This is a genomic window from Pseudoxanthomonas sp. 68-E7 (genome assembly GCF_057773145.1).
The window spans coordinates 166,834-193,032 of the sequence record NZ_JBYMTI010000005.1 but is presented as its reverse complement, the minus strand read 5'-3'; the positions used below and the strand labels follow the sequence as shown (position 1 = coordinate 193,032).

18 protein-coding genes and 1 tRNA gene are annotated in these 26,199 nt (G+C 67.2%); 13 read left to right on the top strand and 6 right to left on the bottom strand.

Annotated elements, in window-relative coordinates:
• The first annotated feature begins 192 nt into the window (after positions 1 to 192).
• The 8 genes from AC3DE2_RS13695 (at position 193) to AC3DE2_RS13660 (ending at position 11,003) form a co-directional block, all read left to right on the top strand.
• A complete protein-coding gene (locus AC3DE2_RS13695; protein ID WP_488426663.1) occupies positions 193 to 2,319 on the top strand; it encodes a TonB-dependent receptor in 2,127 nt (708 codons plus the stop codon).
• 366 nt (positions 2,320 to 2,685) lie between these two features.
• Positions 2,686 to 5,193 (top strand): bifunctional aspartate kinase/homoserine dehydrogenase I, encoded by a 2,508-nt coding sequence (gene thrA, locus AC3DE2_RS13690; RefSeq protein WP_488426661.1) that lies wholly within the window; start codon positions 2,686 to 2,688, stop codon positions 5,191 to 5,193.
• Positions 5,194 to 5,219: 26 nt separating this feature from the next.
• Positions 5,220 to 6,140 (top strand): homoserine kinase, encoded by a 921-nt coding sequence (locus AC3DE2_RS13685; protein WP_488426840.1) that lies wholly within the window; start codon positions 5,220 to 5,222, stop codon positions 6,138 to 6,140.
• Between the two features lie 123 nt (positions 6,141 to 6,263).
• Complete coding sequence (gene thrC, locus AC3DE2_RS13680; RefSeq protein WP_488426660.1) at positions 6,264 to 7,559, top strand: threonine synthase; 1,296 nt, start codon at positions 6,264 to 6,266, stop codon at positions 7,557 to 7,559.
• A 5-nt stretch (positions 7,560 to 7,564) separates the two neighbouring features.
• A complete protein-coding gene (locus AC3DE2_RS13675; RefSeq protein WP_488426659.1) occupies positions 7,565 to 8,587 on the top strand; it encodes a L,D-transpeptidase in 1,023 nt (340 codons plus the stop codon).
• A 55-nt stretch (positions 8,588 to 8,642) separates the two neighbouring features.
• Positions 8,643 to 9,356, top strand: coding sequence for a murein L,D-transpeptidase catalytic domain family protein (locus tag AC3DE2_RS13670; RefSeq protein ID WP_488426658.1), 714 nt, complete (start codon positions 8,643 to 8,645; stop codon positions 9,354 to 9,356).
• Positions 9,357 to 9,376: 20 nt separating this feature from the next.
• Complete coding sequence (locus AC3DE2_RS13665; protein ID WP_488426656.1) at positions 9,377 to 9,856, top strand: OsmC family protein; 480 nt, start codon at positions 9,377 to 9,379, stop codon at positions 9,854 to 9,856.
• A 79-nt stretch (positions 9,857 to 9,935) separates the two neighbouring features.
• The gene (locus tag AC3DE2_RS13660) at positions 9,936 to 11,003 is read left to right on the top strand and encodes a LacI family DNA-binding transcriptional regulator (protein WP_488426655.1); all 1,068 of its coding nucleotides are present in this window, start codon (positions 9,936 to 9,938) and stop codon (positions 11,001 to 11,003) included.
• A 39-nt stretch (positions 11,004 to 11,042) separates the two neighbouring features.
• Here the strand turns inward: AC3DE2_RS13660 and AC3DE2_RS13655 are convergent, their stop codons facing one another.
• Both AC3DE2_RS13655 and AC3DE2_RS13650 read right to left on the bottom strand, forming a co-directional pair.
• A complete protein-coding gene (locus AC3DE2_RS13655; RefSeq protein WP_488426654.1) occupies positions 11,043 to 12,716 on the bottom strand; it encodes an alpha-amylase family glycosyl hydrolase in 1,674 nt (557 codons plus the stop codon).
• On the bottom strand, positions 12,716 to 14,107 hold the full coding sequence (locus AC3DE2_RS13650; protein WP_488426653.1) for an MFS transporter: 1,392 nt from the start codon (positions 14,105 to 14,107) through the stop codon (positions 12,716 to 12,718). The genes AC3DE2_RS13655 and AC3DE2_RS13650 overlap by 1 nt, the downstream gene beginning before the upstream one ends.
• Before the next feature lie 375 nt (positions 14,108 to 14,482).
• Between AC3DE2_RS13650 and AC3DE2_RS13645 the strand changes: the two genes are divergently transcribed.
• Both AC3DE2_RS13645 and AC3DE2_RS13640 read left to right on the top strand, forming a co-directional pair.
• Positions 14,483 to 16,099, top strand: a complete 1,617-nt coding sequence (locus tag AC3DE2_RS13645) for an alpha-glucosidase (RefSeq protein WP_488426652.1) — start codon at positions 14,483 to 14,485, stop codon at positions 16,097 to 16,099.
• Between the two features lie 264 nt (positions 16,100 to 16,363).
• Positions 16,364 to 19,117: a TonB-dependent receptor gene (locus AC3DE2_RS13640; protein WP_488426651.1), complete on the top strand. Its 2,754-nt coding sequence runs from the start codon at positions 16,364 to 16,366 to the stop codon at positions 19,115 to 19,117.
• 323 nt (positions 19,118 to 19,440) lie between these two features.
• Here AC3DE2_RS13640 and AC3DE2_RS13635 read toward each other — a convergent pair.
• Both AC3DE2_RS13635 and rnd read right to left on the bottom strand, forming a co-directional pair.
• Positions 19,441 to 19,516: transfer RNA gene (locus AC3DE2_RS13635), tRNA-Ala, on the bottom strand.
• A 130-nt stretch (positions 19,517 to 19,646) separates the two neighbouring features.
• Positions 19,647 to 20,732 (bottom strand): ribonuclease D, encoded by a 1,086-nt coding sequence (gene rnd / locus AC3DE2_RS13630; RefSeq protein ID WP_488426650.1) that lies wholly within the window; start codon positions 20,730 to 20,732, stop codon positions 19,647 to 19,649.
• Positions 20,733 to 20,819: 87 nt separating this feature from the next.
• Between rnd and AC3DE2_RS13625 the strand changes: the two genes are divergently transcribed.
• Genes AC3DE2_RS13625 through AC3DE2_RS13615 form a run of 3 tightly spaced genes read left to right on the top strand, consistent with a single transcriptional unit; the run spans position 20,820 to position 24,123 of the window.
• Positions 20,820 to 22,655, top strand: a complete 1,836-nt coding sequence (locus AC3DE2_RS13625; protein WP_488426649.1) for a formylglycine-generating enzyme family protein — start codon at positions 20,820 to 20,822, stop codon at positions 22,653 to 22,655.
• Between the two features lie 20 nt (positions 22,656 to 22,675).
• Positions 22,676 to 23,590, top strand: a complete 915-nt coding sequence (locus AC3DE2_RS13620; RefSeq protein ID WP_488426648.1) for a M48 family metallopeptidase — start codon at positions 22,676 to 22,678, stop codon at positions 23,588 to 23,590.
• A 2-nt stretch (positions 23,591 to 23,592) separates the two neighbouring features.
• The gene (locus AC3DE2_RS13615; protein ID WP_488426839.1) at positions 23,593 to 24,123 is read left to right on the top strand and encodes an SRPBCC family protein; all 531 of its coding nucleotides are present in this window, start codon (positions 23,593 to 23,595) and stop codon (positions 24,121 to 24,123) included.
• 1,063 nt (positions 24,124 to 25,186) lie between these two features.
• Here AC3DE2_RS13615 and AC3DE2_RS13610 read toward each other — a convergent pair.
• Both AC3DE2_RS13610 and phbB read right to left on the bottom strand, forming a co-directional pair.
• Complete coding sequence (locus AC3DE2_RS13610) at positions 25,187 to 25,357, bottom strand: hypothetical protein (RefSeq protein WP_295383134.1); 171 nt, start codon at positions 25,355 to 25,357, stop codon at positions 25,187 to 25,189.
• 53 nt (positions 25,358 to 25,410) lie between these two features.
• Positions 25,411 to 26,151: an acetoacetyl-CoA reductase gene (gene phbB / locus AC3DE2_RS13605; protein WP_295383133.1), complete on the bottom strand. Its 741-nt coding sequence runs from the start codon at positions 26,149 to 26,151 to the stop codon at positions 25,411 to 25,413.
• Positions 26,152 to 26,199: the final 48 nt, after the last annotated feature.

Below are 26,199 nucleotides of genomic sequence, written 5' to 3'. Positions count from 1 at the left end.
CGAATTCCGTACACAAAACCGTCATCGGCGACTAGATGGCGGACCTGCGGGAAAAACAAGATGGACCTCGAGGCGAAGCACACGAGTGCGCCTCGCAAGGCCCGCCACGCGCTTCCAATCCGTCCCCCTCCTCGCCGGTTGGCAGGCGTCGGCATTGCTTCATTCCATTCGATATTCCAGGAGAGAGTCGCCGTGGTATCAGCTTGCCATCTGTCATCAGGAACGCTTCGCCATGGACCGGCGCTCACCTGCCTCGCCGTCGCGCTGGCGATCGCGGTCGCGCCCTTGTCGGCATCGGCCCAGGCCGCGGATGCCGGTTCCGGGCCGGCGCAAACGCCGGATCAGGCCGGCCAGGTCGTGGACGACAAGGCGGTGGACCTGGGCTCGGTCACCGTCACCGCGCGCAAGCGCGACGAACGCAGCCTGGACGTGCCGATCGCGGTCACCGCGATCACCGGCGAACAGATTGACGCGATGGGCATCGACAACGTCGGCGATGCGATTTCGTTTTCGCCCGGCGCGGCCGCCTACGATGCCGGCGGCGCGTTCACCTACATCCAGATCCGCGGTGCGTCCGCGCGCCAGGGCAGTAACGAGAACGGCTACTACCTAGACGAAGTGCCGTTCAATGGCGTGACGGTGCCGTGGTATCCGGAAACCCGGTCCTTCGACATCGAGCGCATCGAAATACTCAAGGGACCCCAGGGGACTCTGTTCGGCGAGGGCTCCATGGGCGGCACGGTGCGGGTGATCACCCGCAAGCCGGAGTTCAACGAATTCCGCGCGGGGGTGGAAACCTCCTTCAGCGACACCCAGGGCGGCACGGATGGCTGGGGCGTCAAGGCGATGGTGAACGTGCCACTGGTGGACGACACGCTGGCCTTGCGCTTCGGCGTCACCGACGAGTCGCTGTCCGGCTGGCTGAAGAACCGCCAGACCGGCGAGGAGAACATCAACGAGCAGCGCATCAGGACCGGACGCGCCAAACTGCGGTTCGCACCGAACGAGCGCTTCAACCTGGATCTGTCCTACTGGAAATTCAAGGCGCATTCGCCGGGCGGCTTCGAGGCGGCCTATAACGACATGACCGTGGATTCCTACTACGACGTGCGCAACGAATGGGACTCCGGCAGCCTGACCGCGAGCTATGCCTTCGAGGATTCGCAGTTGCTGTACGTGTTCTCGGACGGCAGCCTGTGGCGCGGCCTGAGCGGCATGATCAACGCGACCACCGCCTACGCCGGTACGGTCGATATCGGCGTGCGCACCCATGAACTGCGCTGGTCCTCCACCGGCGAACGCGCGCTGGACTGGACGATGGGCTACTACCTGCGCAAGGCGATACGCCGGGATTCGTCCGCGATGACCGGCCTGTCGCCAACCCGTTCCTCGCAGACCAACGATTCGTTCTCGCTGTTCGGCGAGGCGACCTGGCACATCAACGAGAAGTGGGCGGCGACCGCCGGCGTGCGTTACTTCGAGGACAAGGTCGACTCGATGGATGTCAGCGAAACCACGCGCAACACGCTGCAGAAGACCTTCACCAACACCAGCCCGCGGCTCAGCCTGTCCTACGCCTTGAACGAGGATTCGACTCTCTACGCGAGCGCGGCCAGCGGCTATCGTTCCGGCCAGTTGCAGCCGATCACCTCGATCGAACTGGCGGAGCAGTACGGGATCGACCTGCCGGTCGGCACCAAGCCGGATTCGATCTGGAGCTACGAGCTGGGCTACAAGGCGGTGTTCGACGAAGGTCGCCTGCTGTTGGAAACCGCGGTGTTCTACAGCGACTGGAAGGACGTGCCGGTCTACATGTCGCTGGCCGACGGCCTGTACAGCGGCATCCTCAATTCCGCGGGATCCACCCAGCGGGGCGTGGAACTGGGGATCACCTGGATGCCGAACAAGGCCTGGGCGTTCAACTTCGGCGGCAGCGTGATCGACGCGGTCTACAAGGAGGATCTGGAAGGCACCCAGTTCCACAAGGGCACACCGGTGTTCAACGTGCCCAAGACGACGCTCAGCGGCGGAGTGGCCTACAACTGGCCGGTCGGCGATTCACTCAAGGGCATCGCCCGCAGCGACGTGATGTACCACTCGCGGCGCGAGACGTCGGCCACCGCGGGCACCGAAGGCGGCGATCCCATTACCCGGGTGGCCGCGCGCGTGGGCCTGGAATCGCCCAGCGGCTGGGCGGCCTATCTGTTCGGCGAGAACCTCACCAACGAGGACGGCGCGACCGATGCCCGCAGCATGACCGGCGCGGCAACCCGCCTGAGGCCGCGCACCTTCGGTGTCGAGTTCCGCTACAACTATTGAGCAAACCGTTATTGAGCAAACCGTCCCTCCCGGTCAGGCCGGGAGGGACGGGCGGGGGAGGGTCACCGTCATTGATGCAACGCAGCACTTGACAGCCCGCCCGCACTTCGTGTCCCCTACGGGAATGCGCCCGAACGTCCCGTCCACCGTCGATTCCGCACGCCCGGCCCCGTTGCCGGCGACGGCTTTCGCCGGGGCCAGGGCCGCGTCGGTCGCCACCACTACCACCACCATTACCACCCCGATTAGCAGGGTGCGGCTGGTTGTGTTCGCGTAATTCGCAAACCACGGCCCCGCACCCGAATCAGGATGCGGGGGAGCCCAAAGCCTGATCCGTGTACCGGGCCTCCTACCGAGGTTCCGCCCATGTCGTCCAGCGTCGCCGCTCCGCCCCAGCTTCCGTCCCGTACGTTGCAGTCCCCTACGGTCGTCCACAAGTTCGGCGGCACGTCCGTGGCCGATGCCGATCGTTACCGTCATGTGGCCCAGTTGCTGCTGGCGCGCGGGGAGGTCCAGCAGATCACCGTGGTCTCGGCGATGAAGGGCGTCACCGATGCGCTGATCACGCTGGCCGAAATGGCGTCCGGCAACCTGGCCGAATGGCGCGATCGCTGGCATGAACTGCGCGCCCGGCACCGCGGTGCGGCGGTGGCGCTGCTGGCCGAGGATGCCGGCCCGACCCTGGAATGGATGGATGCGCGCTTCGACGAACTGGCCGAGATCCTGGCCGCGCTGGCGGTGATCGGCGAGCTGCCGCGCGAGGTGCTGGATCGGGTGCAGGGCCTGGGCGAGGTGTTTTCCGCGCACCTGCTGGGCGAGTACCTGATGGCACGCGGCGAGGACTGCGCGGTGCTGGACGCGCGCGACGTGCTGGTGGTGGACCGCGGCGACCTGGGCGTGGACGTGGACTGGCTGCAGAGCGCGCAACGCCTGTCGGACTGGCGCGCCGGCCATCCGCAGCGCCGGCTGGTGGTCACCGGATTCGTCGCCCGCGATCGTTCCGGCCGCATCACCACCCTGGGCCGCAATGGCAGCGACTACAGCGGCGCGATTTTCGCGGCGCTGTTCAACGCCGACGAACTGCACATCTGGACCGACGTGGACGGGGTGCTGTCGGCGGACCCGAGGGTGGTGCCCGAAGCCGTGCAACTCAGCGCGCTCAGCTATGACGAGGCCTGCGAACTGGCCTACTTCGGCGCCAAGGTGGTGCACCCGCAGACCATGTCGCCGGCCATCGAGCGCGGCCTGCCGATCGTCATCCGCAACACCTTCCATCCCGAGCACCCCGGTACCCGCATCACCGCGGCCAGCGATGCGCACGGGCCGGTCAAGGGCCTGACCCTGAGTCCGGATCTGGCGGTGCTCAACCTGGAGGGCACCGGCCTGATCGGCGTGCCGGGCACCGCCGAACGCGTGTTCGCCGCGCTGCGCGACGCGCGGGTGTCGGTGGTGATGATCTCGCAGGGCTCCTCCGAACATTCGATCTGCTGCGTGGTCAGGAGCGCCGAGGCGCAGCGCGCGCAGAACGCGCTGCTCAACGCGTTCGCCCACGAACTGACCATCGGCCAGGTCCAGCGCGTGCAGCGCACCGACGGGGTCAGTGTGCTGGCCGCGGTCGGCGACGGCATGGCGGGCACGCCGGGCGTGGCGGCGCGGCTGTTCGAAGCGCTGGGGCGGGCGCGGGTGAACATCCTGGCGATCGCGCAGGGTTCGTCGGAGCGCAACATCTCGGTGGCCATCGACAGCGCCGACGCGACCAAGGCGCTGCGCGCCGCGCACGCGGGATTCTGGCTGTCGCCGCAGACCTTCTCGGTCGGCGTGATCGGCCCGGGCAATGTCGGCGCCACCCTGATCGAACAACTGCGCGCGGCCCAGCCGCAATTGCTGGGCAAGGCGAATGTGGATCTGCGACTGCGCGCGATTGCCTCCAGTCGCCGGATGCTGCTCGACGAACGCGGCATCGGCGCGGACTGGCGCGAGCGCTTCGAGGCCAGCACGCAAGCGGCGGATCTGGATCGCTTCACCGCGCACCTGCTGTCGGCGCATCTGCCGCACGCGGTCATCGTCGATTGCAGCGCCAGTCCGGACGTGGCCGAACGCTACGCCGACTGGCTGGCCGCCGGCATCCACGTGGTCACCCCGAACAAACAGGCCGGCGCCGGATCGCTGTCGCGCTACCAGGCCATCCGCGACGCCGCGGCCACCAGCGGTGCGCGATTCCGCTATGAGGCCACGGTCGGCGCGGGACTGCCGGTGATCTCGACCCTGCGCGATCTGCTCGATACCGGCGACGCCGTGGTGTCGGTCGAGGGCATTTTCTCCGGCACGTTGGCCTGGCTGTTCAACAAGTACGACGGCAGCGTGCCGTTCTCGCAACTGGTCACCGAGGCGCGCGCGATGGGCTACACCGAGCCGGACCCCCGCGACGATCTGTCCGGCACCGATGTCGGTCGCAAGCTGGTGATCCTGGCCCGCGAGGCCGGCCGGGCGCTGGCGCTGGAGGACGTGGAGGTGGAGAGCCTGGTCCCGGCGTCGCTGCGCAACGCCAGCGTCGAGGACTTCATGGCGCGGCTACCGGAAGTGGACGCGGACTTCGCCGACAGGCTGGCGCAGGCGAAAGCCGCCGGACAGGTGCTGCGCTACGTGGCGCGGCTGGACGGCGAGGGCCGCGCCAAGGTGGGCCTGGTCGCGCTGCCGGCCGCACATGCGTTCGCCAATCTGCGCCTGACCGACAATATCGTGCAGTTCAGCACCCGCCGTTACTGCGACAATCCGCTGATCGTGCAGGGCCCGGGCGCCGGCCCCGAAGTCACCGCGGCCGGCGTGTTCGCCGATCTGCTGAGGGTCGCGGCGGGCCAGGGAGCCAGGTTGTGAAGGAGGAAAAGGTGGAATCAGCGGCAATGGTCGACACGGCGAGCGCGTTCTCGCCGGCCTCGGTGGGCAATGTGGGCGTGGGATTCGACATCCTGGGCCATGTGATCGAAGGCGCGGGCGATACCGTGCACGTGCGGCGCATCGCCGCGCCGGAAGTGCGCATCGCCGATATCCGCGGCGCCACCGTGGATTTGCCGCGCGATGCCCCCGGGAATACCGCTGGCGCGGCGCTGATTTCGCTGCTGGAGGCGGAGCGTCCCGGCTTCGGTTTCGAAATCGAGATCGAGAAAGGCATTCCGCTGGGATCCGGCATGGGCGGTTCGGCCGCCTCGTGCGTGGCCGCGCTGGTGGCGGCCAACGCGCTGCTGCCGCGGCCGCTGTCGCGCGAGGCGCTGTATCCGCATGCGCTGGTGGGCGAGGCGGTGGCCAGTGGTGGACGTCACGGCGACAACCTCGGCCCGATGCTGCTGGGCGGCCTGGTGCTGTCGACGGCTGATCGGCTGGTGCCGATTCCGGTGCCCGAAGCCTGGCATTGCGTGCTGGTGCATCCGGACGCGGTGCTGGAAACCCGGCGCGCCCGCGCGGCGCTGGCCGGCGCCTACGAGCTGAAGGAATTCGTCGCCCAGAGTGCGCATCTGGCGTTGCTGCTGGCTGGTTGCCAGCGCGGCGACGCCGCGTTGGTGCGTGAAGGGTTGAATGACGTGCTGGTCGAACCGCGCCGAGCGCCGCTGATTGGCGGTTTCGGCGCGGCCAAGGCGGCGGCGTTGGCGGCGGGCGCGATGGGCGCGAGCATTTCCGGCGCCGGACCCAGCGTGTTCGCCTGGTTCGAGACGCGCGCGCAGGCGGAAACCGCGGTGCCTGGCATCCAGGCGGCCTTCGTGTCCGCCGGATTCGACAGCCAGGCCTGGGTATCGCCGATCGCAGCCCCCGCGGCGCGCTTGTTGTAGGCGCGCTGCCCTGCGATGGCACCGCCGCGGTCCGGCAGGTGCTTGCTCGCGGTCGTTCGCTTCCTTCCTGTTCCGAAATCCTGCCGGACCGCCCACGTCCGGCACTCCCATGATGGATGACCGATGAACTTCATCTCCACCCGCAATCCTTCACTTCCCGTCGGCCTGAGCGCGGCGATCGCGGCCGGGCTCGCGCCCGACGGCGGGTTGTACGTTCCCGCGCAGATCCCGCCGCCGCGCGTCCTGCAGGCCGGTGCTTCGCTGGCCGACACCGCCGCCGGATTGCTGGCGCCTTTCTTCGCCGGCGATGGCCTGGAGCCGTCATTGCCAGCGATCTGCCGGGAAGCCTTTGATTTTCCAGCGCCGCTGCGCGCGCTGGCGACCCCGCATGATCACGTGCTGGAACTGTTCCATGGGCCGACCGCCGCCTTCAAGGATTTCGGCGCGCGCTTCCTCGCCGCTTGCCTGGCCCGGTTGCGTGCCGGCGACGGGCAACCCTTGACCATCCTGGTGGCGACCTCGGGCGACACCGGTGCAGCGGTCGCCGCCGCCTTCCATCGCCAGCCGGGACTGCGGGTGGTGGTGCTGTATCCGGATGGACGGGTTTCGCCGCGACAAGCGCACCAGTTGGGCTGTTTCGGCGACAACATCACCGCCCTGCGCGTCGCCGGTTCCTTCGACGACTGCCAGGCGCTGGTGAAGCGCGCGCTCAACGACGGCGAGCTGCAATCGCGGGTGCCGCTCAGTTCGGCCAACAGCATCAGCCTGGGGCGGCTGCTGCCGCAGATGAGCTATTACGCCGACGCCGCCCTGCGCCATCACGCCGCCACCGGGCAGGCGCTCAACCTGGTGGTGCCGACCGGCAACCTGGGCAACGCACTGGCCGCGATCCTGGCGCGCGCGCTGGGCATTCCGCTGGGACGGATCGTGCTGGCGACCAACGCCAACCGGGTCCTGCCGGACTATTTCGATGGCCAGGCGTATGCCGCGCAGGCGAGCGTGGCGACCATCGCCAACGCGATGGACGTCGGCGCGCCGAGCAATTTCGAACGGCTGCGCTGGCTGTACCGGAACGACGATGCCGCCTTGCGTGCCGCGTTCACCGCGCGCAGCGTGGACGACGCCACCATCCGCGAGACCATCGCGCGCCGGCATGCGGACTTCGGCGAAGTGTTTTGCCCGCACACCGCCACCGCGGTCAACGTGCTGGAACAACTGCGTGCGGAAGGCGGGGGGGGCCATTGGGCGGTGGCCGCGACCGCGCATCCGGCCAAGTTTGAAAGCGTGGTCGAACCGCTGATCGGCCGGCCGGTCGGGGTGCCGCCCGCGCTGACGGACCTGCTGGCGCGGCCGGCCCATGCCGAACCAATGGCGCCGGACTACGCCGCCTTGCGCGATCGGCTGGCGGCCCTATCCTGATCGGCATGAGAAAACCCCTTGCCATCGCCCTGGCCCTGGGCTGCGCCCTGGGCCTGTCCGCCCTGGTTGCCACCGCCCAGACCGCGCAGGACGCCAGCCGGCTCAAGCCGGGCGAGTACATCTGGGCGCCGCAGGTCGCGCCGGAAGGCCCGGTGGTGCTGGTGGTCAGCCTGGACGAGCAGCGCGCCTACGTGTATCGCAACGGCATCGCGATCGGCGTGTCCACCATCAGCTCCGGCAAGCCGGGCAAGGACACCCCGACCGGCGTGTTCACCATCCTGCAGAAGAACAAGGACCACCGCTCCAACCTCTACAACAACGCGCCGATGCCCTACATGCAGCGGCTGACCTGGGATGGCATCGCCCTGCATGGCGGCCATCTGCCCGGTTATCCCGCCTCGCACGGCTGCGTGCGGCTGCCGCAGGACTTCGCGGAGCAATTGTTCGGCATCACCCAACGCGGCGACACGGTGGTGGTGGCCAACGCCAAGGCGTCCCCGGCCAGCGTGGTGCATCCGGCCGTGCTGGCGCCGGTGACCCGCGGCGGCCAGGCGGTGGCCGCGCCGATGGGCGAGTTCGAAGTCTATTGGGACGAGGCGGCCGCGCCGCAGGGACCGGTCAGCATCCTGGTCAGCCTGTACGACCGCCGCGTGTCGGTGCTGCGCGATGGCGTGCTGATTGGTTCGGCCCCGTTGCAGCGGGTGGGCGATCTGGAACTGAATGGCACCGTGCTGTTCGTGATGACGACGGAGATGGAGGATATTCCCAGTTTGCTGGATCCGCAGCGGCACCAGCATCGCTGGGTTGCCCACCGGGTGCTGGGCGAGGATGGCGCGGCGATGCCCACGCTGGAGTTGCTGGGCAAGTCCTTCTGGGTGCCGGAAGCGTTTTCGCGCCGCCTGTATGACATCCTGCAACCCGGCACCACCGTGCTGGTCTCGGATCTGCCGGGCGTGCGCGCAACGCCGGCCGAACAGCCGGCCGAGCCCGTCTTGGAATCCGATCCCGGCGGCCCCATCCAGCACTGACGCGACCGCCAGCGGAACGGCACTCGCTTTCTTCCTCCGTTGCCCGTGGTTCCGTATGCCGTCCCGTTTCCGCCTGCTCTCCCTCGCCAGCCTGCTCGCCAGCGTCGCCCTGCCAGGCCATGCGCAGAACGCGCACACGGCCGGCCTGGTCGACCAGCTCGCGCGCAGCGCGCCGAAACTGGATCGCAAGGTGTTGTCGCTCGCCACCCAGGCGATGTCCTGCGCGCTGCGCGGTTCGACGCTGCCGCCCACCCTGAGCGTGATCGACTATTCACGGCCATCCACGCAACCCCGCCTGTGGGTATTCGATCTGGCACGGCAACGGCTGCTGTTCGAGGAATGGGTGGCGCACGGCCGCAACACCGGCGAGAACCTGGCCAGCCGCTTCTCCAACGAGAACGGCAGCTACATGTCCAGCCTGGGCGCGTTCCGTACCCAGGAAGCGTACGTCGGCGGCAATGGCTACTCGCTACGCCTGGAAGGGCTGGAGCCTGGCATCAACGACCGCGCGCGCGAGCGCGCCATCGTCATCCACGGCGCACCCTATGTCAGCGAAATCCTGATCCGCCAGCAGGGCCGGCTCGGACGCAGCCTGGGCTGCCCGGCGGTGCGCACCGCGGTCGCACGACCGCTGATCGACACGATTCGCAACGGTTCGTTCGTGTTTGCCTACTATCCGGATCAGGACTGGCTGCGTCATTCTCAACTGCTTGGCGCAGCCTGCGATGGCGGTACCTCCGGTACGACCACCGCGCGCGCCCAACCCTGATTTCCATCCGGAGCTGATCCATGAGCGAGAACCCGCGCCTGACCGTCACCCTGCACCAGGAGCAGGATTTCCAGTTCCGGGTCCGCTTCGACGGCACCGCCATTCCCGAACTGCTGACCGACGAGTCCGAGCCGCTGGGGCAGGGCGCCGGCCCGAGTCCGGCGCTGATGCTCACCACCGCGATCGCCAATTGCCTGTCGGCCAGCCTGTTGTTCGCGATGCGCAAGTTCCGCAACCAGCCCGGTCCGTTGGTGACCACCGCCACCACCGAACTGGTGCGCAACGAGCAGGGCCGGCTGCGGATTGGCCATGTCCAGGTCGACATCCAGCTGGCCGAAGCCGCCACCGCGCACCAGTCGCTGGAACGGTTGCTGTCCCAGTTCGAGAACTTCTGCACGGTGACCGAGAGCGTTCGCCACGGCGTGGACGTGTCGGTCAGTGTCCGCGACGCCGACGGCGTGCAACTGCATGGCAGCATCGAGGTTCCCGCCAACCCCTGAGTATCGGCCAGGCGCGGTTGCAGCCGGAGGAGCGGCCCGCTATCCGCGTACGATGCCGCCGGCGCGGCCGCATGGCATGATGCGGGGGTATGCCGACCATGCCCCGTCCCTCGTGATCGCTCCCATCAAAGGCAAGGCCACGTCGCTGGACATCGCCCACCTGGCCGGCGTGTCCCAGCCCACGGTGTCGCGCGCGCTGCGCGGCAGCCCGATGGTGAACGAGGAAACCCGCCGGCGCATCCAGGCGATCGCCGCGGAACTGAACTACAAGGTCGACAAGAACGCCTCCAACCTGCGCCGCCAGCATTCGGGCACGATCGCGCTGCTGTTCTTCGAGGATCCGACCCCGGATGATTCCCAGATCAATCCATTCTTCCTGTCGATGCTGGGCTCGATCACGCGCGCCTGCGCGTTGCAGTCCTATGACCTGCTGATTTCGTTCCAGCAACTGTCGACCAACTGGCAGGCCGACTACGAGGACAGCAACAAGGCCGACGGCCTGATCCTGCTGGGTTATGGCGATTACCTGGAAGCGCAGTCGCGGCTGGAGCAACTGGTCCAGCAGGGCACCCACTTCGTGCGCTGGGGCGCGGTGTTGCCGGGACAACCGGGCATCTCGATCGGCTGCGACAACTTCCAGGGCGGCCATGACATCAGCGTGCACCTGATCGGCCAGGGTCGCCGCGACATCGCCTTCCTCGGCCACGCCTCCAACCACTATCCCGAGTTCTTCGAGCGCTATCGCGGCTACGCGCAGGCGTTGCAGGACGCCGGCAGCCCGGCGCAGCCCTCGTTGCAGGTGGACGCGGTGACCAGTGAACAGTCCGGCTACGAGGCGGTGCAGGAACTGCTGAAGCGCAAGGTCCGCTTCGACGCCATCTTCGCCGCCAGCGACCTGATTGCGATCGGGGCGATGAAGGCGCTGCACGAACATGGCCGGAAAATTCCCGACGACGTGGCGGTGGCCGGCTTCGACGATATTCCACTGGCCGCGTTCGTCACCCCCGGATTGTCGACGGTGCAGCAGGACACCAAGCGGGCGGGGCAGATCCTGGTGGACAGCCTGCTCCGGCTGATCAACGGCGAAAGCGTGGAAAGCCAGTCGATTCCGGCCCGGGTGATCCTGCGCGGGTCCACCGGCGCCTGAGCGCACGCAGGCGCCGGGCCGGCGCCTCGGAATCCGGCGTCAGTCGGCTTTCGGCATCTTGCGCAGCATCAGTTCCCGCAAGCGGGCCAGGGTATCGGCGCGGGTGATCTCGCCATCGAAGAAGAACACCCGCACGCCGTGCGCGGGCACTTCCGCCTGCAATTCGTCCGTGACCGGCACCGGTTTGTCATCGAAGGCATCGCGCCATGGGCCGGCCTGCAGATGGTCGGTGACCCGCATCGTCGCCGGCCGGTCCGCCTTGTTCAGCAGCACCAGCGCGGCCTGGCGCTGCCCGGCGTGGTCGTAGATCCGGTAAAACGCGGCCTGGTCGCCCTGCAGCCTGACGTTCAGCTGCAGGCCGCGCTGCAGGGCGATGGAATCGCGACGCAGGCGGGCGATGCGTTTCAGCGCGACGTGGATGCGATGCGCCGGCGCGGCGTCGATGCGTTCCTGCCCGAAGTAGTTGCGGTTGCCGGCGTGCTCGGCCCTTCCGCGCATGAAGCCGACTTCCGAACCGTAGTAGATCACCGGGATGCCACGCGCGGTGAACAGCCAGTTGTGGGCATCGATGAAGCCGTCGTCGTCGGCGTTCATGCGGGCCATGTCGTGGTTGTCGTAGAACGTCATCAGATCGTACGGATTGGCGTAGGGGCCATCCTCCAGGTACAGCGCCTTGCCCAGTTCGGCGAAATCGCCGCCGGGCTTCTCGAACACCTCCACCAGCTTCGCCTTGAGCGGGAAGTCCAGCACGCTGTAGCCGCCATTGCGGCGCCAGGTATGCCCGGCGATGCTGGCAGCGTCGTAGTTGAAATTCTCGCCGAACATGAAGAAACCCGGGCGCTTGGCGCGGATGCGATCGGCGAAACGCTTCCAGAAATCGTGCGGCATCCAGGCGATGGTATCGATCCGGAACGCGGCCGCGCCCTGGTCCATCCACTGCTCATAGGCGCCGACGAGATAGTCGAGCACCGCCGGATTGTCCTGGTTGAAGTCGGACAACTGGGCCAGGCCGCCGCCGGTGTTGTAGAAGGCGTGCAGCGGATTTCCCTTGGGGTCTAGCCGCTCCGGCCGCAGGTTCTGGTGATCGGCGACCAGCCGGCCATCGCGGTCCCACAGCTTGCCGTACTGCGCCTGCGGCGCGGGCATGGTGTAGGCGGGCGAGCCGTGGTTGGCGACGATGTCCAGCACCACGTCGAGCTGTTGCGCCTTCATCGCACGGGTGAAACCCGCGAAATCCAGTCCGGGACTGGGCAGGTGTTCGTCGAGGCGGTAGAAGTTGATGCCCCAGTAGCCGTGGTAGCCGGTCTTGCCGCGATCGGTGAAGGCGCCATTCCAGGTCACCGGATCGCCGCCGGTGAACGCCTCGTCCGGATTGTCGACGATGGGCGTCACCCAGACCGAGGTGAAGCCCAGGTCGCGGAGGTAGCCGGCATTGTCGACGATGCCCTTGAAGTCGCCGCCCAGGTAGCCGACGTTGTCGGATTCGCCGGCCGGCGCGCCGGGCGTGGGCAGATCGAAGCTGCGGTGCGCGCCGCCTTGCTGGCGCTGGTCGTTGCCGGGATCGCCGTTGACGAAGCGATCGGTGAGGACGAAGTACACCGCCTCGCGGGCGAACGGTTCGGTGGTGCCGTAGAAATCATCGGCCCGGACCGCCGCGGAGAACAGGAGGCCGGGCAGCAGGGCGACCAGCAGCGTGCGCACGGGGGCTTGCATCAATGCACCTGGGGAGAGAAGGGGGCCGTGGCCGACGGCGCGGCGTGCTCGCGCACCCGCGCCAGCGACAGGGCGGCCAGCAGCAGGCTGGCGCCGCTGATCACCAGCGCGAAGATCGGCTGGTTGCCGAAGAACGTGCGCAGGACCGGACCCAGCAGGGTGGCCGCGACGATCTGCGGGATCACGATGAACATGTTGAAGATGCCCATGTAGATGCCCATGCGATCGGCCGGCACATGGCTGGACAGCAATGCGTAGGGCATCGACAGGATGCTGGCCCAGGCCACCCCGACCAGGGCGAAGGACAGGATCAGCCAGCCCGGCTGCGGCACGAACCACATCGACAGGAAACCAAGCCCGCCCAGTACCAGCGAGCCCGCGTGCACCGCCTTGCGGTTCAACGGCAGGCGCGCGGCGTAGATCGACAGCAGCAAGGCCACCAGCATCGACGAGAGTCCGTAGTAGCCCATGTAGGAGCCCACCAGGTCGGCGGCATCCTGGAAGGCCGCGTTGGCGCGCTGGAACGCGGCGGCCTGCGCGGGCACGGCCATGTCGAAGCCGGCGGGATCCGGCGCCGGGGCCTTGAATACGTGCTCGGTCAGGCCGGGCGTGGCCATGCTCCACATCGCGAAGAACGCCAACCAGCTGAAGAACTGGACCACGCCGAGCCGGCGCATCTGCGCGGGCATGTGGATCACGTGATGCAGGACCTCGGAAACCAGGCCACCCTGGGCGCGTCGCGCGGCGCGGAACCGTTCGGTGTCCTCGGGCGGATACTCGCGCGTACTCAGCACCGTGACCAGGATGCTGGCCAGGAACACGAACGCGCCGATCGCGAAGGCGATCTTCACCGAAGGCGGAACCACGCCCGGGCCGGCTTCGTTGGGAACGCCGAGGCGGGTGACCAGCCAGGGCAGGTTGCTGGCCAGCCAGGTACCGATGCCGATGATCAGGGTCTGCAGCACGAAGCCATAGGAACGCTGGCTCTCCGGCAGCTTGTCCGCGACCAGGGCGCGGAACGGCTCCATGCTGATGTTGATGGAGGCATCCAGCACCCACAGCAGGCCCGCGGCCATCCACAGGGTGGGCGAGTGCGGCATGAACACCAGCGCGATCGAACTGAGGATGGCGCCGGCCAGGAAGTACGGGCGACGCCGGCCCAGCCGCGGGTGCCAGGTGCGATCGCTGAAATAGCCGATCACCGGCTGCACCAGCAGGCCGGTCAGCGGCGCGGCGATCCACAACAGCGGCAGCGCGTCCTTCTCCGCGCCCAGGGTCTGGAAGATGCGCGACATGAAGCCGCCCTGCAGGGCGAATCCGAACTGGATGCCGAGAAAGCCGAACGACATGTTCCAGATCTGCCAGAAGGACAGGCGCGGCTTCGGGGTCATGCGGGTACCTGGGTGAAGTTGATGCGGGCGTCGCCGGAAGGTGCGCGATTAGGTGTGGTCGAATCTTGCAGGATCGCGTGGCGATTCCATGCTGCACCGCAAACAGGATTCTTGCGGCCGCCGTCCATGAAAAATTCCGGATTCAACGAGCGATGAACAGAAAAACGCCTTGTTTTTGGCTGTTTAGTGAGCTCGCGCGGTTTCGAGTGCGCAGGAGGCGATGGGAGCCGCGGGCGGCTTCCCATCGATTTCCTGCATACGTATTCATGCCGGCCCGGGGCTTCGTCGCCTCTCCGCCGGTGCGCGGACATGGAATAGTGGCGCCCATTGCGTGACCTGCCGGCACGCCGAACCCAATCGAGATCCGGGGAAGCGATGGACAACAAGCACTGGTGGCGTGGCGCGGTGATCTACCAGATCTACCCGCGCAGCTTCCTGGACACCGACGGCGATGGCGTGGGCGATCTGCCCGGCATCGTCGACAAGCTGGACTACATCGCCAGCCTGGGCGTGGACGCGATCTGGATCTCGCCGTTCTTCAAGTCGCCGATGGCCGACTTCGGCTATGACATCGCCGACTACCGCGACGTGGATCCGTTGTTCGGCACCCTGTCGGATTTCGATCGCCTGCTGGACAAGGCGCATGCGCTGGGCATCAAGGTGATGATCGACCAGGTGCTGAGCCACTGTTCGGTCGAACATCCCTGGTTCAAGGAAAGCCGCGAGAGCCGCGACAACCCCAAGGCCGATTGGTATGTGTGGGCCGATCCGAAGGAGGACGGCACCGCGCCCAACAACTGGATGTCGCTGTTCGGCGGCGTGGCCTGGCGCTGGGAGCCGCGGCGCGAGCAGTACTACCTGCACAATTTCCTGGCCGCGCAGCCCGATCTCAATTTCCACAATCCCGAGGTCCGCGCGGCGACCCTGGACAACGTGAAGTTCTGGCTGGACCGGGGCGTGGACGGCTTGCGCCTGGATGCGATCAATTTCTGCTTCCATGACCGGCAATTGCGCGACAACCCGCCCAAGTCGAAGGAGAAGCGGGTGGGGCGCGGTTTCAGCGCGGACAATCCCTATGCCTACCAGTACCACTACCACAACAACACCCAGCCGGAGAACGTGGCGTTCCTGGAGGAACTGCGGACGTTGATGGATCGCTATCCGGACGTGGCCGCGCTGGGCGAGATCTCTTCCGAGGATTCGCTGGCGACCACCGCCGAGTACGTCACCGACCGGCGCCTGCACATGGGCTACAGCTTCGAGCTGCTGACCGACGATCACAGCGCGGCCTACATCCGCGGAACCGTCGAGCGGCTGGAAGCGGCGATGACCGAAGGCTGGCCGTGCTGGGCGGTGTCCAACCACGACGTGCAGCGTGCGGTCACCCGATGGGGACGCAACGAGCCCTCGGCGGCGTTGGCCGCCCAGCTGGTGGCGCTGGTGTGTTCGCTGCGCGGCTCGGTCTGCCTGTATCAGGGCGAGGAACTCGGACTGCCCGAGGCCGACGTGCCCTACGCGGATCTGCAGGATCCCTATGGCAAGACCTTCTGGCCGAACTTCAAGGGCCGTGACGGCTGCCGCACGCCGATGCCGTGGACCACGCAGGACCGCGCCGGCTTCAGCGCGGGTCGGCCCTGGTTGCCGATTCCGGGGGAGCATCGCGCGATGAGCGTGGCCATGCAGGAACAGGATTCCAGCTCCGTCCTGTCCCAGGTGCGCCGTTTCCTCGCCTGGCGTCGCACCCAGCCGGCGTTGCAGGTCGGCGCCATCGCCTTCTTCGACGCACCGGAGCCGATCCTGGCGTTCCGTCGCGATCACGCGGGTGAGTCGCGGCTGGTGGTGTTCAACCTGTCCGCCCACCCGGTGCGCTGGCCGATACCCGAAGGACTTTCGATACAGCCCATCGGGGGGCCGGGACTGGCCTCCGGAGAACTTGATGCGGGCCAGTTGCAGTTGCCCGCACGCAGCGTGTACTACGCGCGCATCGATTGATCCCGGCGTTCTTCGCTGGCGGATTCAGATAACCACGCCTCCGCGCGCGGTGCTTGCCGCGTGCCTGCTCGGCGCGCGCGGAACACGGGTTACATGCGTCGGAAAATGCGGATGAATACGTATGCAGCGCGATTTGTGCGGTGGTTTCGGCCACTACCATGGCTTCACGTTCCAGCGGCGGTCCATCGTCCTGGCGCGCCAGACCCGGACGATCGCCCGCGACGCATCCGGTTCATCGCACACAACGTCCTTGGAGAGGGGAACATGTTGCAACACAAGCGCAATCTGCTGAGCGCGGCGCTGGCCTCGGCCATCGCACTGGCCGCGACCGGCGTGCAGGCACAGACCGCCGGCACCACCACCGAACAGAAGCCGCAGGCCGACGCCACCGAGCTCGACACGGTCACCGTCACCGGTATCCGTCGCGGCATCGAGGAAGCGATTTCGGTCAAGCGTGATTCCACCTCGATCGTCGAGGCCATCTCCGCCGAGGACATCGGCAAGCTGCCGGACATCAGCATCGCCGAATCGCTGGCGCGCCTGCCAGGCCTGGCGGCCCAGCGCGTGGCCGGCCGCGCGCAGGTGATCAGCGTGCGCGGCCTGTCGCCCGATTTCTCCACCACCTTGCTCAATGGTCGCGAGATGGTCAGCACCGGCGACAACCGTAGCGTCGAGTTCGATCAGTATCCCTCCGAGCTGATGAGCGGCGTGACCGTCTACAAGACGCCGGACGCGGGCCTGGTCGGGCAGGGCCTGTCGGGCACGCTGGACATGCAGACGGTGCGTCCGCTGAGCTTCGATGAACCCGTCGGCGCGATCGGTTTCCGCGGCCAGCGCAACTCGCTGGGCAAGGCGGCCGATGCCTCCGCATATGGCGAGCGCATCAACGCCAGTTACATCACCCAGTCCAAGGACCGCCGCTTTGGTTTCGCCGTCGGTTATTCGCATTCCAAGACGCCCATCCAGGAAAACCAGGTGGGCCTGTACGAACCCTGGCAGGCGGTGGGTGACAACTGGCGTCCCGGCGTACCGGCCGGCACCTTTTACTCGGATGGCATCAAGGCGCTGCGCCGCACCGGCGAGACCAAGCGCGATGGCGTGATGGCGACCCTGCAGTTCCGTCCCTCCAACGCCTGGACCAGCACGCTGGATCTGTTTCATTCCGAGGCCGAACAGGTCAACACCGCCAACCAGTTCGAAGTGCATATCGGCGACTACAACGGCGGCTACGGGCGCCTGAACGTCACCAATCCCATCATCAACGGCAACAACACCTTCACCGGCGGCACCGCCAACAACGTGTACCCGCTGGTCCGCGGCATGTACAACCACCGCGAAGACGAAATCAACGCGTTCGGCTGGAACAACGAGTTCAACCTCGGCCAGGTCCGGCTGGTCGCCGACGTCAGCTATTCCAAGACCAAGCGTGACGAGGTCAACCTGGAGAACAACACCCAGCTGTTGCCGGCGCCGCAGCTGGATTCGATTGCGCTGGCCTACCGCAAGAACAACTTTTCCCAGCTCAATCCCGGGCTTGACTACTCGAACCCGGAAGCACTGTTCCTGACCAACACCATCTACGGTTCCGGCTACGGCAAGACCCCGAAGGTCGAGGACGAACTGAAGGCCATCAAGCTGGCGGCGTCGCTGCCGCTGCCCGAATCCTGGGGCTGGTTCTCCGATCTGGACGTGGGCCTGAACTACGCGGACCGCCACAAGTTCAAGCGCCAGCCGGAAGGCAACATCAACCTCGGCGCGCAGGGCATCACCGCGATCGGTTCGGACCTGCAGTACGGGCTGGTGGACCTGAACTTCGCCGGCGTCGGCTACATCCCGTCCTGGAACGTGCCAGCGGCGGTCGCGCGCTACATGGTGTTCAATCCGGTCGACAACCTGTCCTACCTGATCCCGAAGGCCTGGGACGTGGACGAGGAAATCTCCACCGGCTTCATCCGCGCCAACATCGATACTGAATGGGGCGGCGTGCCGGTGCGCGGCAACATCGGCGTGCAGGTACAGCACGTCGATCAGCAGTCGAAGGCGCGCTACTGGGACAGCACCCAGCCGGCCGGCAGCAACATCCAGCCGCTGGATGGCGGCAAGACCTACACCGACGTGCTGCCCAGCCTGAACCTGGCCTTCTCCTTCCCGCACGAGCAGACCCTGCGCGTGGGCCTGGCCAAGCAGGTCGCGCGTCCGCGCGTGGACGAGCTGCGCTCCTCGCTGGAATTCGGCGTCAACACCGCGACCGGCGAGCCCGGCGCCAGCGGCGGCAATCCGAACCTGGATCCGTGGCGCGCCTATGCGTTCGATCTGTCCTACGAGAAGTACTTCGGCACCAAGGCGTATGTCTCGGCCGCGTTCTTCTACAAGGACCTGCGCACCTACATCTTCACCGAGAAGCGCTACGGCTACGACTTCACCGACTTCCTGGTGGACTACGTGCCGGGTCCGAACGAACCGCCGACCCAGACCACCGGTCCGTTCACCGCGCCCTACAACGGCACCGGTGGCAGCTTGAAGGGCCTGGAGCTGACCGCCTCGCTGCCGCTGGATCTGTTCAGCGATGCGCTGCAGGGCTTCGGCATCATCGCCAGCGCCGGCTTCAACGACAGCGACATCACCATCCCGCCGCCGCCCAATGCGGTGAGCAGCGTGGGCAGCCAGAGCATCATGCTGCCGGGCCTGTCCAAGCGGGTGTACAACCTGACCGCGTACTACGAGCGCAACGGCTTCGAGGCCCGCGTCAGCCAGCGCCGCCGTTCCGACTTCATCGGTGAAATCGGCAACTTCGATGGCGATCGCTCGCTGCGCTACGTGGTCGGCGAGGACATCACCGACGCCCAGGTCGCCTACAACTTCGGCGACGGCAGCGCCCTGTCGGGCCTGAGCATCCTCTTCCAGGTCAGCAACCTGACCAACTCGCCGTACCAGACCTACGCCGGCAGCAAGGATCGCCCGCTGGAGTACATCGAATGGGGTCGCACCTACCTGTTCGGGGTGAACTACCGGTTCTGAGCCGGCATGGCGCATCTGCCGCGCCGTGATGCAACACATGGACTGCCGGCGAAAGCCGGCAGTCCTGTTTTGGCTGCGGATGCGTCGCGGGGATCCGACGGGTGGCGAAGTTCCCGGACGGCTGGTGAAATTTTCGCCAACCACCTTGACAGCCTTGCGGTGCCTGGGCGAACGAAGGTTATCCACATCTTTGTGCAGATTTCATCCACACGGGCTGTGGACAAGCGCGGCATGGACAGTCGCTCGGGACAATCCTGTCGTGGCCCGCCGCGACACACGCAAAAAGAAAGGGCCAGACTCGCGTCTGGCCCTTCCGGTATTTTTGGTGGAGAGGATGGGGATCGAACCCACGACCTCGTCATTGCGAACGACGCGCTCTCCCAGCTGAGCTACCCCCCCACGAGGGTGAGACAAGTCTAGCGCCTCGCGCTCCGGTTGCCAACCGGGAGGGTTCAGCGCTGGTTGCCGCCGGCATGCCAGCGCATCGTTTTCCGGTCCGGGCGCAGGGGTTCTCGCGAAGATCGCGTGGTCAGACGGCGGCGGTTGCCTCGCTTCCCAGCAGTGGCTCGAGTTCGGCCTTGCGCCAGCCGGACAGGGCCGTGGGCCACTGGCCCGATTCCAGCAGGACCTCGAGATAGCGGCGTGAGGCGAGCACGCCGTCGGGCAGGCCCAGTTCGGCGCTGCGGCGGGCCACCGCGTCCTGCAATTTGCGCAGGGCAGCCTTGTCGCGATCGGTGGCCGCGTGCGCCAGCGGTGCCTCTGCTTCGTCCGCCAGTGGCGTGGACAGGCTGTCCCACAGGGCGTCGGCCAGCTTGCGCGGCGCCTTGGGCTGGGCGTCCAGCCAGCGTCCGAGCGCGATACGATCGGCAGGGGGCGTGCGCGCCAGCGCGACCGCCATTTCGTTGTCCAGGATCCAACTGCGCGGCTTGTCGCTGCGGCGCGCGGTGGTGTCGCGCCAACGCAGCAACCGCAGCAGGCGGTGCTGGGCGGGCGCGTCCAGGAACTGCGCGCTGCGCATGGCCAGGTGCGGCCAGCGCTCGCCTTCTTCCTGGGTGGCGTTCTCCAGCAGGCGCTGGCAGTCCTCCGCCAGCCATCCGGTGCGTCCCTGTTCCTGCAATCGCGAGGCCAGGGCGTTATGCAGCGCGAACAGGTAGTGCACGTCCTCGGCGGCGTACCTGAGCTGGGAATCGCTGAGCGGCCGACGCAGCCAGTCCGAGCGGGTTTCGCCCTTGGCCAGCACGACGCCGGTGACCTGTTCCACCAGCTTCTGGTAGCCGATGCCGGCGGCGACGCCGGCCAGGGCGGCGGCGATCTGGGTATCGAACAGTGGTTGCGGCGCGACACCGCAGGTGTAGCCCAGCGCCACCAGGTCCTCGCTTGCGCTGTGCATGACCTTGAGGATCCGGGTGTCAGCGAGAATCGTCGCGAGCGCCTGCGGCATGCCCGGCTGCAGCGGATCGATGAGCAGGATCTCCTCGCCGATCGCCATCTGGACCAGCGCCAGCTGTGGCCAGAAGGTGCGTTCGCGGACGAACTCCGTATCCAGCCCGATGCGGGCGGGCGGCGTGGTGAAGAACGCGGCGAGGGCGTCGGGGGTTTGAATCCAATGGGGCACGAAATCTCCGCTGAATGCATCGGTTGCCGAGTCGGGAGACAATAGCCTACCGTCGCGGGACGGATTTCGTGAGGGTGGAGGGCGGTTTTGCGCGCATTTGGCCTGCTGGTGCTGACCGGTCTGGTGCTGTGCGGTTGCTCGCGCGAGGCCGCGGCGCCGCGCGGTTCGGGGCGTGACGCCGGTGAAGTGCGCATGCCGCGAATCACCGTCACCGGCGACGACAGCGTCAATGCCGCACTCAACTGGCAGCCGCCGGCGGTCGTGCTGACCCGGGAGGACATCCCGGAAGCACGCAGGCGGGCCTCGGAAGCCCTGGCTGCCGGACGCCTTTATGCCGGGGCCGACGATGCGATTCCGCTGTATCTGGCGATCCGGCGGCTGGAACCGGACGACGCGGCCACGCGCCGCGGCCTGGACCAGGCCCTGGACCGCCTGCTGGAGCGCGGCGAACAGGTCGTGAAGACCGCCGAGGACCGTGACGAGGATGCGCGCGAGGCCGCGGAAATCGCCGCCGTGGCGCGCGCCATCGATCCCGACGACGAAGCCGTGCTGGCCTACCTGTCACGGGTTGACGAAATTGAACAGCTGACCCGGCTCAACCTGGCCAGCGAGCGGGCGCTCAACCTGGGACGGCTGGGCGAGCAGGGCGGTGGCGCGCTGGCCGGTTTCCGCGAGGTCCTGAAGTGGAAGCCGGGCCAGGCGCGTGCATTGCAGGGCATCGCGGCCGTCGAAAGTGCACTCATCCGGCGGGCCGAGGACGTGGCGCAGGCCGGGGATTTCGAGTCCGCGAAAGTCTGGCTGGATCACGCCGGCAAGGTCCGCAGCAATGCGCCCACCGTGGCCGACGCGCGCCAGCGGGTCGAGGCCATCCGCACCGTACGCATCGCCGGCCTGCGCGAATCCGGGGTGCAGGACCTGCAGTCGCCGCTGGGATTGAAGGCCGCGCGTGAAAAACTGGCGGAAGTGCTGCGCATCGCGCCCCCCGGCGATCCGGTGGCGGCCGATTTCCGCCAGCGCATCGAACTGGCGACCCACTATGGCCTGTTCCGCCCGGGCCAGGCTTTCACCGACGCGCTGGGCAACGGCGGGCGCGGGCCGGAAATGGTCATCGTGCCGCATGGTGGCTTCCTCATGGGCGCGGACGAGAACGAACTTGGCGCCGCCGACGCCGAGAAGCCTGCCCATTACGTGCGCTTCGATCGCGGCTTCGCGATGGCGCGCAACGCGGTCACGGTCGGCGAGTTTCGCCGCTTCGTGCAGGCCACCCAGTACCGCCCGCGCGCGACCCGGCGCGGGCATTCGATCGTCTACGACGAGCGCAGCGGCAACTTCGTGCGCCGCAGCGGGGTGGATTGGCAATCGGACTACAGCGGCATGCCGGCGCGCGCGGACATGCCGGTGCTGCACGTCAGCGTGTACGACGCCGAAGCCTATGCGGACTGGCTGGCCAAGCAGACCGGGCACGGCTATCGCCTGCCCAGCGAGGCGGAGTTCGAATACGCCCTGCGGGCCGGCGTGCAGGGACGCTATCCGTGGGGCAACGGGGTGCCGCCGCCCCGGGTCGAGAACCTGACCGGCGGCAACGATACCTCGCCCAGCGGCCGCCACTGGAACAATGCCTTCGTCGGCTATGGCGACGGGTATTGGGGACCGGCGCCGGTGGCCAGCTTCCCGCCCAACGCCTGGGGACTGCACGACCTGGGAGGCAACACCAGCGAATGGGTGGCCGACTGCTGGCATGCCAGCTACCGGCGCGCGCCCGCCGACGGAGCGGCCTGGTTCAACCCCGGTTGCCGCTCGCGGGTGGTGCGGGGCGGCTCCTGGGCCAGCGCGCCGGTGCAGGCGCGGGCGGCATGGCGTTCGTCCTCGGATTCGGATATGACTAATGCGCGGGTGGGCTTCCGCGTGGTGCGTGGCATCTAGCCGGCGACTGGGAGAAGGCGATGAGGAACGATCCGTTCGGGCAAGGAAGATACGAGCAGGGCGGCGCGCCGCGCCGGCGCGGCCTGTTCGGCAACGTGCGCTGGCTGATCCTGCTGGGATTCGCCATTTATGCAGGGATTTACTGGTTCTCCAACCGGGTGACCGATCCGTATACCGGCGAGAAAGTGCTGATCGACAGTTCGATCAGCGTCGAGGAGGAAAAGGCGCTGGGATTGCAGGCCTACCAGGAAATCCTGTCGCAGGAACGCCCGGTGGATCCGAACTCGCAGATCGCCCAGCAGGTGCGCACGATCGCGCAGCGGCTGATCAACAAGATTCCCGAGGTCGAGGCGGCCATCGCGCAGGAGCGCGGCACCCAGCCCAGCGGCAACTGGCGGACCTTCGACTGGGACGTCAACGTCATCCAGTCCGAGCAGGCCAATGCGTTCTGCCTGCCGGGCGGCAAGATGGCGGTCTATACCGGGTTGATTCCGGTGGCCAAGAATGCCGACGCGGTGGCGGTGGTGATGGGCCACGAGATTGCCCATGCGCTGCTGCGCCACGGCGCCCAGCGCATGTCCCAGCAGAAGCTGACCCAGATCGGGCAGATGGCCGGCGCCATGAGCGGCATGGATCCGCAACAGCAGCAGATGGTGATGGCGGCGATGGGCTACGGCTACCTGCTGCCCTATGCGCGCACCCACGAGACCCAGGCCGACGAGGTTGGACTGATGCTGGCCGCCGCGGCCTGTTTCAATCCGCAGGAGGCCGTGCCGCTATGGGAGCGCATGGGCGAGGCCAGCGGCGGCCAGGCGCCTCCCGAGTTCTCGTCCACCCATCCCAATCCCGGCACCCGCATCCAGAACCTGACCGCGCTGATGCCCAAGGCGATGGAGTACCGCAACCGCTTCTGCAAGGAAGCGGCGGCGCCGTGAACATGCGCCGATTCGGGGGGCTGGCGGTGGCGGCCGCGTTGGCCTGTGGCCCGGCGACAGGAGCGCGGGCGGAGGTCAAGGATCAGGCGGCCAACGGTTTCACCCTCGAAAACAGCCAATGGGTGCCGGCGAAACCGGAAGCGGCATGGAACGCGCTGCTCGCGGTTGGACGCTGGTGGCCGAAGGACCATACCTGGTGGGGCGAGGCTTCGCGCCTGAGCATCGAACCCCGCGCCGGCGGCTGCTTCTGCGAAATCGACGGCGTGCGCCAGGCGCGGCACATGACGGTGGTGTTCGCCGAGCCCGGCAAGCTCCTGCGCCTGACCGGTGGTCTGGGGCCTTTGCAGGGGATGGGATTGTCGGGCGCGATGGAGTGGCGGCTGGTCGAGGAGAACGGGGGAACCCGGATCACCTTGTGGTACCGCGCGGGTGGTTATACGCCGGATGATCTGCGCACGCTGGCGCCGATTGTGGATCGGGTGCAGGGGCAGCAGTTGATCGGATTGGCGGAGTATCTGCGCAAGATGCCGTAGTGGGAGCGTTTCTACCTCAATTGATGGGCCGCTAGTTTCGCCTGCCTTCCTCTTGCGTTTCAGTCGGGCGCTGGGGCGCGGCATTGTCATCGGTCGGCGTAGATGGTGCGCTTGCCGCGGGGCGTCACTTTGACCGACCATTCGGCTGTTGAGAAGCGCTTCTTTGCTTGTGCAAAGAACAGTAACCAAAAGAAGTGCTTCTCAACAGCCGGAGGCTGGTCAAGCACATGCCGTGCAGGTCCCGAACGCCGCGCGTCGTGCGCGGCGCCCCCGTATCAAGTACGGGGCAGGCTCTGCGGGTTTGCCCACCGTCGCCACCGCTGCTGATGGGGCCCCCGAGCGAAAGCAAGGCGATGGCCTTGTCTTTGTCGGGCGCGGACGCGCGGGATTGCTGTCGGTAGTCATCGATGGTGCGCTTGCCGCGGGGCGTCACTTTTCTTTGCTTGTGCAAAGAAAAGTAACCAAAAGAAAGCACACCCCGGTCCTCGCGCCCCAACGGCTGCGCCGTTGGGGTCCGTGTCGCCGGTGGGAATTTTGGGACGGCACATCCTTGTGCCGACCCAAAACGCTGCACATCCATGTGCAGCGCCCTTCGGGTTTACCCACCGTCGCCACCGCTGCGGATGGGGCCCACAGGGCAAGAGCAAAAGCCAAAGGCCTAAGCCGGTAGGCCAGCTTTGGAAGGAGCCGCCTCCAGCCGCGAACTTCTGCTCTGCTGTTGTTGCCCTGCTTTTGCTTTGGCCTTTCGGGCCCCCGTTTAGGCGTGGCAAGCGGGCCGGGTAAAACCCGCAGGGCGGCGCACAAGGATGTGCGCCGTTTCCGGCAGGGGCAGGATGCCCCTTCCGGAAATTCCCGAGCCGATTGCGGACCCTGTGCGCGCAGCGCGCAGGGCACGCCGCCAGGGGTGTGTTTCTTTGATTCTTTCTTTGCACAAGCAAAGAAAGAATGCCCCGCGGCGAGCGCGCGATGGTTGACAACCAATAACAACCCCGCGCGTCAGCGCCCAACAGCGCAAACGAAAAGGGGCAGGGCGCAAAGGCAGCGGAGCAAGCTCCGCTCCACGTCAGAGCTTGCTGAAAACCGTCGCCGCCACCAGCAACCCGAATCCCCCCACCACCAACCAGAACGCATGCGGCGCCAGCACCGGGATATACCCGAACCGCGCGGCGATGCCGCCGCCGCCAAGCAGCAGCGCGATGAGCCAGACGCCGAAGGTGGGAGGGGTGAGTTTCATCCGGTTTCCTTGATTGTGCGGGTGTGCGGCGGAATGCTCAGGATAGCCGCGGATCAGAAGCTCATGAAGAGGCCGCCGTTGACCGGCAGATTGGCGCCGGTGATGTAACCGGATGCCTCGTCGGCCAGGAACGCCACCGCGCGCGCGATGTCGTCGGGCGCGCCGATCCGGCCGACCGGCACCGAGGCGATGGTGCGCGCGCGGACGTCTTCGGGCATCGCCCGGGTCATCGGCGTTTCGATGTAGCCGGGCGACACGCTGTTGACGGTGATGCCCTTGGCCGCGACCTCGCGCGCCAGCGACATGGTGAAGCCGTGCAGGCCGGCCTTGGCGGCGGCGTAGTTGGTCTGGCCGAAATTGCCGGTCTGGCCGCTCACCGAGCTGATGTTGATGACCCGGCCGAAGCCGCGCGCCTGCATGCCGTCGATGGCGTGGCGGGAGAGGTTGAACACGCTGCCCAGGTTGACCTCGATCACCGCGTCCCACTGTGACTCGTCCATCTTGCGCAGGGTGGAATCGCGGGTGATGCCGGCGTTGTTGACCAGGATGTCCAGCCCGCCATGCGCCTGCTGCACGTCCTGCACGAACGCGCCGCAGGCGGTGAAGTCGCTGACGTCCAGCGGCATGAAATGCACGTCCAGGCTGGCGATGGCTTCGGCGAAGGACGCCCGGCGCGCATCGTCGGCCGGCAGATCGGCGGCGATGACGGTATGGCCGGCTCCGGCCAGGCGCTTGCAGATGGCGGTACCCAGCCCGCCGATGCCGCCGGTGACGACCGCGACGCGTTTGCTCATGAGGACTTCCCCGGAAATTCTGGAAAAACGGACGACATGAAAAAGCCC

Excerpts from the sequence above, each read along its gene's own strand:
- AC3DE2_RS13685 (WP_488426840.1), top strand. The coding sequence starts at position 5,220 with ATGGTCGACACGGCGAGCGCGTTCTCGCCGGCCTCGGTGGGCAATGTG.
- AC3DE2_RS13650 (WP_488426653.1), bottom strand. The coding sequence starts at position 14,107 with ATGACCCCGAAGCCGCGCCTGTCCTTCTGGCAGATCTGGAACATGTCG.
- AC3DE2_RS13615 (WP_488426839.1), top strand. The coding sequence starts at position 23,593 with ATGCGCCGATTCGGGGGGCTGGCGGTGGCGGCCGCGTTGGCCTGTGGC.
- AC3DE2_RS13655 (WP_488426654.1), bottom strand. The coding sequence starts at position 12,716 with ATGCAAGCCCCCGTGCGCACGCTGCTGGTCGCCCTGCTGCCCGGCCTC.
- phbB (WP_295383133.1), bottom strand. The coding sequence starts at position 26,151 with ATGAGCAAACGCGTCGCGGTCGTCACCGGCGGCATCGGCGGGCTGGGT.
- AC3DE2_RS13610 (WP_295383134.1), bottom strand. The coding sequence starts at position 25,357 with ATGAAACTCACCCCTCCCACCTTCGGCGTCTGGCTCATCGCGCTGCTG.
- AC3DE2_RS13665 (WP_488426656.1), top strand. The coding sequence starts at position 9,377 with ATGAGCGAGAACCCGCGCCTGACCGTCACCCTGCACCAGGAGCAGGAT.
- AC3DE2_RS13640 (WP_488426651.1), top strand. The coding sequence starts at position 16,364 with ATGTTGCAACACAAGCGCAATCTGCTGAGCGCGGCGCTGGCCTCGGCC.
- thrC (WP_488426660.1), top strand. The coding sequence starts at position 6,264 with ATGAACTTCATCTCCACCCGCAATCCTTCACTTCCCGTCGGCCTGAGC.
- thrA (WP_488426661.1), top strand. The coding sequence starts at position 2,686 with ATGTCGTCCAGCGTCGCCGCTCCGCCCCAGCTTCCGTCCCGTACGTTG.
- AC3DE2_RS13670 (WP_488426658.1), top strand. The coding sequence starts at position 8,643 with ATGCCGTCCCGTTTCCGCCTGCTCTCCCTCGCCAGCCTGCTCGCCAGC.
- AC3DE2_RS13660 (WP_488426655.1), top strand. The coding sequence starts at position 9,936 with ATGCGGGGGTATGCCGACCATGCCCCGTCCCTCGTGATCGCTCCCATC.
- AC3DE2_RS13675 (WP_488426659.1), top strand. The coding sequence starts at position 7,565 with ATGAGAAAACCCCTTGCCATCGCCCTGGCCCTGGGCTGCGCCCTGGGC.
- AC3DE2_RS13620 (WP_488426648.1), top strand. The coding sequence starts at position 22,676 with ATGAGGAACGATCCGTTCGGGCAAGGAAGATACGAGCAGGGCGGCGCG.
- AC3DE2_RS13645 (WP_488426652.1), top strand. The coding sequence starts at position 14,483 with ATGGACAACAAGCACTGGTGGCGTGGCGCGGTGATCTACCAGATCTAC.